This window comes from Streptomyces sp. SID486 (genome assembly GCF_009865385.1).
GTDB lineage: Bacteria > Actinomycetota > Actinomycetes > Streptomycetales > Streptomycetaceae > Streptomyces.
In genome coordinates, this window is record NZ_WWJT01000587.1 from 1 (window position 1) to 9,323 (window position 9,323).

A 9,323-nucleotide genomic window follows, 5' to 3' on the forward strand; every position below is an offset into this window, starting at 1 on the left:
CCGCAGGCCCGAGCGCACCCGACGGTCGCAGCGCGCCGGCGAGTGGTCCTCCCGGTGCGGGAGGCGGCCCGGGCGGACTGCCCGGCGCGGTGAGGCAGGCGCGCTCCCGGGCGGCCCGGGCGGCCTCGGCGGGCGGGACCCCGGACGCGGTCAGCCGGCACATCGTCTCCAGCATCGTCACGTCCTCGGGCGTCCAGCGGCGGTGCCGCCCACCGGTGCGCGCGGCGGCGCCGATGCCGTAACGGCGGTCCCAGGAACGGAGGGTGGTGGGTGAGACGCCGAGCCGGCGGGCCAGCGCCCCGGTCGTCAGCGCCGGCTCGGCACCGGGCTCCGGCGGCTTCACGGCGTCACTCGTGTCCATACGACCGACGATACGACGCAGAAACGATGCAAGTTGTCGCGTCACCGCACCGGCTCACACGATCTAGGTGATCGGGGCGGCACCCGGCAGGCCCCGTTCCGCCGAAACCGGCAGACCGGGCGGCGCCCGCGCACCCCCGTCCCGGGAAAGCGGTGGGGATCCGCAGGAATGCGTCCCGGCCGGCCCGTCCGAAGCGAAGGAGCCGTCGTCATGAGCCCGCACCCGACCGCCGTCGCCCCCGGCACCGCGCCCCCGGCCGGCCGGTCCGCCGGCCCCTCCGCCGGCCCGGTGCCGTGGCCGGGTACCGGGGAGCCGCTCACCGACGAGCACCTCATGCGGGGACTGGCGGCCGGGGACGACACCTGCCTCGCCGCCGTCCACCGCCGCTGGTCGCGCATGGTGCACACGCTGGCGTGGCGCACCCTGGGCGACGCCGCGGAGGCCGAGGACGTCACGCAGCAGGTGTTCCTCGGCGTCTGGCGCGGCTGCGGCGGCTACCGGCCCGAGCGCGGGACGGTGGCGGGCTGGATCGCCGGCATCACCCGCCGCAGGATCGCCGACGCGCTGTCCGCGCGGACCCGCCGCGGCGAGCTGGTCGCGGCCGCCGGCGCGGCCCTGCCGCCGGACGGGTCCGACACCCGCCGGCCGGAGGCGGCCCTCGACCGGGTCATGCTGGGGCGCGCGCTGGCCGGGCTCCCCGCGGCCCAGCGGCGCGTGCTGTGCCTGGCCTACTACGAGGACCTCACCCAGACCCAGATCGCACAGCGCACGGGGTGGCCGCTGGGCACGGTCAAGAGCCACGCACGCAGAGGACTGCGCCAACTGCGCCGCGACCTGGAACGGCAGAACGGAGCCGACCAGACCTACACATAAGGACGAAATAAGAGCAAAATGGACTATGCGGCGCTACCGCACACCGAACAAGACGCGGTCTGACCTGCATAGCCAAAGGAGACGACTCATGGCCAACCTGCACAGGGGTGACATATCCAGCCACCCCGATGTCTCCGAAATGCGGGAACGCTACTCCCGCATGCTCGGCGGTCGAGACGTGGCACTCGTGGACGGGCCGGTGTTCCTGCTCGGCCTGTACTGTGCCGCCTCCCCGTGGATCCTGCACTACACGGCGAACCAGCCCTCGCTGATGACCCACAACCTGATCGTGGGCATAGCGATAAGCCTGCTGGCCCTCGGATTCACGCGCGCCCCCGAGCGGATGTACGGGCTCAGCTGGGCCATGTGCGCCATGGGCATCTGGATGATCATCGCCCCGTGGATCGTGGGCCGCGCCCCGGACGCGGGCGTCATCGTCAACAACGTCGTCATCGGCGCCCTGGCCCTCGCCCTCGGCCTGGTCTGCGCCGGTACGGCGGCGAAGAGCGTCCCCAGGCCCAGGCCGTAGAGGCCGCCCCGAGGTCGTAGAGGCCGCCCCCAAGGCCGCGAGGCCCCAGGCCGTAGAAGAGGAGACCGAGGAAGGGAAGGAAGAAGCGTGGGCCGGTCCGCCCGGGCGGACCGGCCCACGCTTGCCCGTCACGGCCGGGGCGGGACGGGTCCCCCCTCACCGGCCTCAGGGACGCCGGGCCGAGGGCGCGGTCCCGACGGGGGCGCCGCTCGTGCCGTCCTCCCCGCACTCCCCGTCCTCCCCGTACTCCTCGCTGATCTCCTTCGGCCCGAACGGCCACACCTTCTCCAGCCGCGCCCAGATCAGGAAGGCGGCACAGCCGAGGGCCAGCCAGGCCAGGGACCACTCGACGGGGTGGCGGCCCGGGGAGTTCCGGTCGGCGTACCCGTAGATCACGCACCAGCCGGTGAGGGCGACGGCGCTCGGCAGCGGGTACAGCCACATCCGGTAGGGCCGGCGCAGCGTCGGCCGGCGGCGGCGCAGCACGGTCAGCGCGACGATCTGGGCCAGGGCCTGGACGATGACCATCACCGTGGTGAGCAGCTGGATGAGGGTCGCGAGGTCGGTGTGACGGCCGAGCAGGAAGCCCGCCGCGGTGATCACGCCCATGGTCGCGAGGCCGAGCACCGGGAAGCGGTGTTCCGGGTGCAGCTTCCCGTACGGGCGGAAGAAGACCCGGTCGCGGGCGGCGTCGTAGGGCACCCGGGAGCCGCCGAGCAGGCCGGTGAAGACGGAGGCGAACGCCGTGACGAGGATCAGCACGGTCACCGTGTCGGCCGCTCCCCTCCCCCAGGTCTCCTCCAGCACCGCCGAGGCCACGGAGGTGGAGGCGATGTCCCCGGGGTCGGTCATCCGGCGCCAGTCGACGACTCCGAGGGTGCCGATCTGGAGCAGCAGGTAGATCGTCATGATGCCGAGGATCGAGAAGATCACGGAGCGCGGGAGCGTACGGCCGGGCTCCTTGATCTCGGCGCCCATGTAGGCGGTCGTGTTGTAGCCGAGGTAGTCGTAGATGCCGATGGTCAGGCCCGCGGCGAAGCCCAGCCAGAAGTGGTCGCTCGTCAGGTCGAAGGCGTGGGCCGGGTAGGAGAAGGCCCGGTGCGGGCTGAAGTCGCCGGCCGCGGCGGCGATCACGAGCACCACCGAGGCGATCATCACGGTCCACATCACGGCGGTGATGCGGGCGATGTGCTCGATGCCCCGCCACAGGAGGGCCACGACCAGGGCGATGACGCCGAGGCCGGTCAGATCGCCGGCGGTCTGCCCGAGGCCGGGGGCGAGGTACCCCAGGTACTGGACGAAGCCGACGACGCCCGTGGACATGATCAGCGGGATGAAGAGCATCGCCGTCCAGACGAACAGGAACGGCATCAGCCGGCCGGTGCGGTACTGGAACGCCTGGCGCAGATAGACGTAACTGCCGCCGGAGCCCGGCATCGCGGCGCCCAGCTCGGCCCAGACCAGCCCGTCGCACAGCGCCAGCACCGCGCCGGCGACGAAGCCGATGACCGCCTGCGGTCCGCCGAACGCGGCGACCATCAGGGGGATGGTCACGAACGGGCCGATGCCGCACATCTGGCTCATGTTGATCGCGGTGGCCTGGAACAGGCCGACGCGGCGGACGAAACCGCCCTCGGGCGGCGGACTACCGGACATGGGGGTCTCCTGACGCGACGCTCCGCGGCACCCGGCGGGGCCGACGTGGCGCATAAAGTTAAGGAGCCTTACCAGAGGCGTCAAGTACGCGTCAGGAATGCACGAGAATGGTGCGATGCCCGTCAGCGATGCCGTAGAGCAGCAGGTACAGCCCTGGAGCCGCCGACGCCTGCGCAGCGCCAACGAGCGGCTGCTCCTGGACCGGCTGCGCGGCCTCGGTGCCGCCTCGCGTGCGCAACTGGCCCGGGAGACGGGCCTTTCCAAGCCGACGGTGTCCAGCGCACTGGCCTCGCTGGCGGCGGCCGGCCTGGTGCACGAGGTCGGCACGCACGCCCCGGAGCGGGGACGCACCGCCGTGCTCTACGCACCCGATCCGGCCGCCGGGTACGCGCTCGGCGTGGACATCGGCCGGGGCTGGCTGCGGGTGGCGCTGGCCGACCTGGACGGCACGCTCGTCGCCCGCGCCGACGTGCGCAACCGCGCCCGCGCCTCCGCCGCCCTGACCGGCCTGGTCGTCTCCACCGCCCGCCAGGTCATAGCGAACTCGGGCGTGGACCCGGCGGAGGTGGCGCACGGGGTGATCGGCACTCCGGGGGTGTACGACGAGGAGCAGCGGCGGGTGCGGTACGCGATGCACCTGCCCGGCTGGGGGCGGCCCGGACTCGTGGACCGGATGCGCGCCGAGCTGGACGTGCCGCTGGAGGTGCACAACGACGCCAATCTGGCCGCGCTCGGCGAGCACGCCTTCGGCGTCGGGGCGGGCAGCCGGCTCTTCGCGTACATCATGATCGGCACCGGCCTCGGGATGGGGATCGTCAGCGAGGGACGGCTGTTCACGGGCGCGCACGGGCTGGCCGGGGAGATCGGCTTCCTGCCGTGGCACGGCCGGCGGAAACCGGAGCGGCTGGAGGACGCGGTGTCGGGGGTCGCCGTGGTGGAGGCCGCCCGGGAGTTCGGGATGCGCGGGCAGCTCACCGCGAAAGCGGTGTTCGACGCGGCCCGGCAGGGCCATCCGGACGCCGTGCGGGCGGTGCGGCTGGAGGGCGAGCGGATCGCGCACACCGTGGCGGCCGCCGCCGCCGTGCTCGACCCGGATCTCGTGGTGCTCGGCGGCGGGGTCGGACACAGCGTCGACCTGCTGCTGCGGCCGGTGCGGGAGCACGTGCGCGCGCTCACCCCGCTGCGCCCCCGGATCGCGCCGAGCCGGCTCGGCGAGGACGCCGTCCTGCTGGGGGCGGTGGCCACCGCGCTGGACACGGCCCGCGACCTGGTGTTCGAGCGCCGCACGGCCGGAACCTGACCGTCGCCTCCCGGGCCACGGCCACGGTCGTTGACACGTCTGCGGGCGGACCCTAGCGTGAACCGGATTAGTAAAGTTTCCTAACTTTACGAGCCAGGAGACCCTCGTGTTCCCTCGCCCCGACCTCGCCCGCAGGTACACCACCACGACCGCCGTCCTCGCGCTGCTCGCCGGGCTGACCTCCGGCGCCTGGGCCGAGGACCGGCCACCGGCCGCACCGCACGGGCACCCCGGGATCACCCGCGTCTCCGGCGCCGCCACCGCGCTCTCCGGCTTCTCCGTCCGGTCCACGACCGACGTGAGCGACTCCGCGACGGCCGTCTCCTCCCCCGGCTATCCGGCGACCGGCTGGCATCCGGCGGGCCCGCGTTCGACCGTCCTCGCCGCGCTCCTCGCCGACGGCGTCTACGCCGATCCGTTCCGCTCCACGAACCAGCAGAGCATCCGCCGGGCCGACTTCGAGGTGCCCTGGTGGTACCGCTCCGACTTCACCGTGACGGACACCGGGAGGTCCGGGACCACCGCGGGCACCGGGCGCGCCGGGAACACCGGCGGCTCCGCGGACACCGCCCGGCACACCTTCCTCGACTTCAGCGGCGTCGTCTCGGCCGCCGACGTCTACGTCAACGGACGGCAGCTCGCCTCGGCCACGGACGTCAGGGGCGCCTACACCCACCACGAACTGGACATCACCCCGCTGCTCCGGCCGGGCACGAACACGGTCGCCTTCCGTGTCCGGCCCAACGACCCGAACAAGGACCTCACGACGGGCTGGCTCGACTGGCTCCAGCCACCGCCCGACCGGAACATGGGCATCGTCCGCGACGTCCTGATCCGCCGGTCCGGTCCGGTCGCGCTGCGCGACGCGCACGTGACGACCGCACTGGCCGTGCCCTCGCTCGCCACCGCCGACCTCACGGTGAAGGCGAAGGCCCGCAACGACACGGGTACCGCGGTCACCGCGACCGTCGGCGGCAGCGTCGCCGGGGCGGAGTTCGGCAGGACGGTGACCCTCGGCGCCCACGAGACGAAGACCGTCACCTTCTCCCCCGCCGACACCCCCGGCCTGCACCTCACCGAGCCGAGGGTGTGGTGGCCGGCCGGGATGGGCGGGCAGCCGCTGTACGGCCTCGACCTCGCCGCCACCGTCGCCGGCAGCGTCTCGGACACCGCGCACGAGACCTTCGGCATCCGGGACGTACGCGCCCCCCTGAACTCCGCCGGCGACCGTCAGTACCGGATCAACGGCCGCGAACTCCTGATCAAGGGCGGCGGCTGGTCCCCGGACGAGTTCCTGCGCTGGGACCGCTCCTACGCCGAGGACCGCCTGAAGTACGCCGTCGACCTGGGCCTGAACACCATCCGCCTGGAAGGCCACCTGGAGCCCGACGAGTTCTTCGACCTGGCCGACCGCCTCGGTGTGCTCACCCTGCCGGGCTGGGAGTGCTGCGACAAGTGGGAGGGGGACGTCAACCCCGACGGGTCCGGGGAGCGGTGGGACGACGCCGACCACACCGTGGCCGAGGCGTCCATGGCCGCCGAGGCCGCCCGGCTGCGCGACCACCCGAGCGTGCTGTCCTTCCTGATCGGCAGCGATGCCGCCCCCGACGCGCGGATCGAGAAGGGGTACCTGGACGCCCTGAAGGAGGCCGACTGGCCCGTCCCCGTCGTCCCCGCCGCGTCCGACGCCTCCTCGCCGCAGCTCGGCAGGTCGGGCATGAAGATGACGGGACCCTACGACTGGGTCCCGCCCGGCTACTGGTACGCCAAGCGCGAGGGCGGCGCCACCGGCTTCAACTCCGAGACCAGCGCGGGCCCGAGCATCCCCACCCTGGACACCCTGCGCCGGATGATGACCCCCGCCGAACTGGACACCCTCTGGAAGGACCCGGACGCGAAGCAGTACCACCGCTCACCGTCCTCGACCTTCGGCACGCTCAAGATCTACGACAAGGCCCTCGCCGGCCGATACGGCGCCCCGACGAGCCTCACCGACTACGTGCGCAAGGCCCAGCTCGCCCAGTACGAGAACGTGCGCGCGCAGTTCGAGGCGTACGGACGCAACGCGGCCGACCCGGACCGGCCCGCCACCGGGGTGATCCACTGGATGTTCAACAGCGGCTGGACGTCCCTGCACTGGCAGCTGACGGACCGGTACCTGGACCAGAACGGCGCCTACTTCGGTGCCAAGAAGGCGAACGAGCCGCTGCACGTCCAGTACTCCTACGACAACCGCTCGGTCGTCGTGGTGAACAACCGGCCCGGCAGCGCCCAGGGCCTCACCGCGCGGGCCACGCTGTTCGACCCCGACGGCACCCGGAGGTACGACAGGACCGTCACCGGTCTGACGGTCGCGGGCGGCGGCGCCCACGGCTCCGCGCTCACCCTGCCGTCCTCGGTGAGCGGGCTGGCGCGCACGTACCTGCTCCGGCTGGTGCTGACGGACGCGGCCGGCAGGGAGGTCAGCCGCAACGTGTACTGGCTCTCCACCGATCCCGACACCCTCGACTGGAACGGCACCACCTGGTACTACACGCCGACCACGGGCTATGCGGACCTCAAGGGGCTCGCCTCGATGGCGCCGGCGACGGTGTCCGCGTCGGCGGCCACGACCTCGGACGGCGACACGTCGACCACGACGGTGACCCTGCGCCACAGCGGGAGCGGGACGACTCCGGCGCTGCTCACGGACGTCCACCTCGTGGACGCCCAGGGAAAGCCGGTGCTGCCGGTGCGCTGGTCGGACAACGACGTGAGCCTGTGGCCGGGCGAGTCGGTGACGCTGACCGCCACCAGCCGGACGGCCGATCTGCACGGCTCGGCACCGGGCGTGCGGATCTCCGGCTGGAACACGCCGGAGCGGACGGTGCCGTCGGCCTGACGGTGCGGGAGCGGGCCCGCACGGCCCGCTCCCCCGGCCCCCCGGCTCGGCCGGCGCCGCTCAGCTCACGTCGAGCGCGGTGTCGTCCACGACGAACGAGGTCTGGTACTTGGAGCCCTCGGTCCCGGTGAACTTCAGGGTGACGGTCTGTCCGGCGTAACCGGAGAGGTCGAAGACGCGCTCGGTGTAGCCGGCGGCCGCGTCGAGATTGGAGTACGTCGCGAGAGTGCCGAGGACCGTGCCGGAGCCGCCGACCACCTGGACCTTGAGGGTGTCGTAGGCCGTGGTGGCCGTCGTCTCGGCGGTGTCCACGTGCAGGTGGACGGTGAGCCTGGCCGAGCAGCCGGAGGGGATCGTCACCGGCTGCGAGAGCGTGTCGGTGGTGGCGGTGCCGTTGCCGTCCAGCCAGGCGTAGTACGCCCCCGAGCGGGGTGACTCCCCCGTCGAGTCGGTGATGACGCCGCTCGTGGCGCTCCAGGCGCCACCGGACTCGAAGCCGGTGTCGCGCAGGAGCTGGGCCGCGGTGCAGGACGTCGAGCCGCCGCCGCCTCCGCCACCACCGGCACCGGCACCGGCGAGCCACGCGGTGGCGTTGAGCGCGAGGGCCGCGTCGTTCGCGCCGGGGTCGTTCCACCCGTCGTAGAGGGTGTTTCCGGACTGGCCGGTGCCGTCGTCGACCGGGGAGCTGTCACCCCAGAAGGCCACCCGGCCGCTGCCGAAGGTGCTGGTGGCGAAGAAGGCGCCGGTGTTGCCGGAGTAGCCGGTGCGGTACAGCAGGCCCTTGACCCCGGGATTGTCCGCGGGCTTGAGGGTGGCCGTGGTACCGCTGGCGATCAGGCTCTTGCCGACGGTGCCGAAGGAGCCGTGCAGCACCGGGTCGGAGCTGTCGGCGATCGCCGACGGGTGGTCGGAGCCGATGCTCAGCGAGTCGACGGAGAAGCCGAACGGGTCGGTCGCGTCGACGCTGTTGTTCGTCATGAGGTCGTTGAAGATCTCGACGGCGTCCTCGCCGTCGTTGTTGCGGTCGGAGCCGGTGTGGTCGGAGATCATGAAAAGACCCCCGCCGTTCTTCACGAAGTTCATGATCGCCGTCTTCTCGGCGGCGGTGAACAGCGTGTTGGGTTCCGGCAGGACCAGGGTGTCGAACTTCGACAGGTCCGTCGCGGACGTGCCGCCGTAGGCGAGGGAGGAGCCGGAAGGCAGGGTCTTCAGGCTGTACCCGCCGGTCTTCTGCAGTGCCACGCCCCAGGACGACAGGGCGCCGGTCCAGTCCTTCTCGGCGGACGGGGAGGAGTTCTGGCCGAGGGGGTCGGGCTGGCTGGTGGAGATGATCCAGTCGGCGTTGCCCGCCGTCTCGGCGTGGGCGTTGTCGAACAGGATCCGGTGCGTGACCGCCGCGTGGGCGGGGGCACCGGTGCCGAGCTGGAGAGCCGATCCCGTGAGCAGCAGCCCGAAGCCGGTCAGGGCGGTGGTCAAGCCATGGCGGGATCTTCCGGATCCGAGCATCTGTCGAACCTCCGTGTGGGGTGGGGAAGAAGCGGTGGGGACGCCAAGTCTGCGCGCGTAGAGCGCGATCGGGGTTTCCGGCACACGACGAATGGTTGAAAGGTACATGGCATGAAGGTGGGTGGACAGTACCGGCGGGTGCGCGACCCTCGACGCACGTCCGGCCGGGCGGCGCGGCGCCGGCCCGGAGACGGGGGGCGGGGAGTGGGCGAGGGCC

At 72.5% G+C, this 9,323-nt stretch carries 7 protein-coding genes; 4 read left to right on the forward strand and 3 right to left on the reverse strand.

Going from position 1 to position 9,323, the window contains the following annotated elements:
• A partial coding sequence (locus tag GT045_RS27490) for a MerR family transcriptional regulator (RefSeq protein ID WP_161335816.1) occupies window positions 1-361 on the reverse strand: 361 nt, incomplete at its 3' end.
• A gap of 333 nt (window positions 362-694) precedes the next feature.
• On the opposite strand from GT045_RS27490, the gene GT045_RS27495 reads away from it, so the two are divergent.
• Both GT045_RS27495 and GT045_RS27500 read left to right on the forward strand, forming a co-directional pair.
• Window positions 695-1,234: a sigma-70 family RNA polymerase sigma factor gene (locus tag GT045_RS27495; protein ID WP_237538911.1), complete on the forward strand. Its 540-nt coding sequence runs from the start codon at window positions 695-697 to the stop codon at window positions 1,232-1,234.
• Between the two features lie 88 nt (window positions 1,235-1,322).
• The gene (locus GT045_RS27500) at window positions 1,323-1,763 is read left to right on the forward strand and encodes an SPW repeat protein (protein ID WP_161294246.1); all 441 of its coding nucleotides are present in this window, start codon (window positions 1,323-1,325) and stop codon (window positions 1,761-1,763) included.
• A gap of 165 nt (window positions 1,764-1,928) precedes the next feature.
• On the opposite strand, the gene GT045_RS27505 is transcribed toward GT045_RS27500, so the two are convergent.
• Window positions 1,929-3,419 (reverse strand): APC family permease, encoded by a 1,491-nt coding sequence (locus GT045_RS27505; RefSeq protein WP_161335819.1) that lies wholly within the window; start codon window positions 3,417-3,419, stop codon window positions 1,929-1,931.
• Between the two features lie 115 nt (window positions 3,420-3,534).
• Here GT045_RS27505 and GT045_RS27510 point away from each other — a divergent pair, with 115 nt between their 5' ends.
• On the forward strand, window positions 3,535-4,719 hold the full coding sequence (locus GT045_RS27510) for an ROK family protein (RefSeq protein ID WP_161294250.1): 1,185 nt from the start codon (window positions 3,535-3,537) through the stop codon (window positions 4,717-4,719).
• Between the two features lie 106 nt (window positions 4,720-4,825).
• Window positions 4,826-7,600: an exo-beta-D-glucosaminidase gene (locus tag GT045_RS27515; protein WP_161335821.1), complete on the forward strand. Its 2,775-nt coding sequence runs from the start codon at window positions 4,826-4,828 to the stop codon at window positions 7,598-7,600.
• A gap of 60 nt (window positions 7,601-7,660) precedes the next feature.
• Here the strand turns inward: GT045_RS27515 and GT045_RS27520 are convergent, their stop codons facing one another.
• Entirely contained in the window at window positions 7,661-9,106 is a 1,446-nt protein-coding gene (locus tag GT045_RS27520; protein WP_161335822.1) for an immune inhibitor A, read from the reverse strand.
• Window positions 9,107-9,323: the final 217 nt, after the last annotated feature.

Coding starts and splice junctions, on each gene's coding strand:
- GT045_RS27495 (WP_237538911.1), top strand. CDS start 695: ATGCGGGGACTGGCGGCCGGGGACGACACCTGCCTCGCCGCCGTCCAC.
- GT045_RS27500 (WP_161294246.1), top strand. CDS start 1,323: ATGGCCAACCTGCACAGGGGTGACATATCCAGCCACCCCGATGTCTCC.
- GT045_RS27505 (WP_161335819.1), bottom strand. CDS start 3,419: ATGTCCGGTAGTCCGCCGCCCGAGGGCGGTTTCGTCCGCCGCGTCGGC.
- GT045_RS27510 (WP_161294250.1), top strand. CDS start 3,535: ATGCCCGTCAGCGATGCCGTAGAGCAGCAGGTACAGCCCTGGAGCCGC.
- GT045_RS27520 (WP_161335822.1), bottom strand. CDS start 9,106: ATGCTCGGATCCGGAAGATCCCGCCATGGCTTGACCACCGCCCTGACC.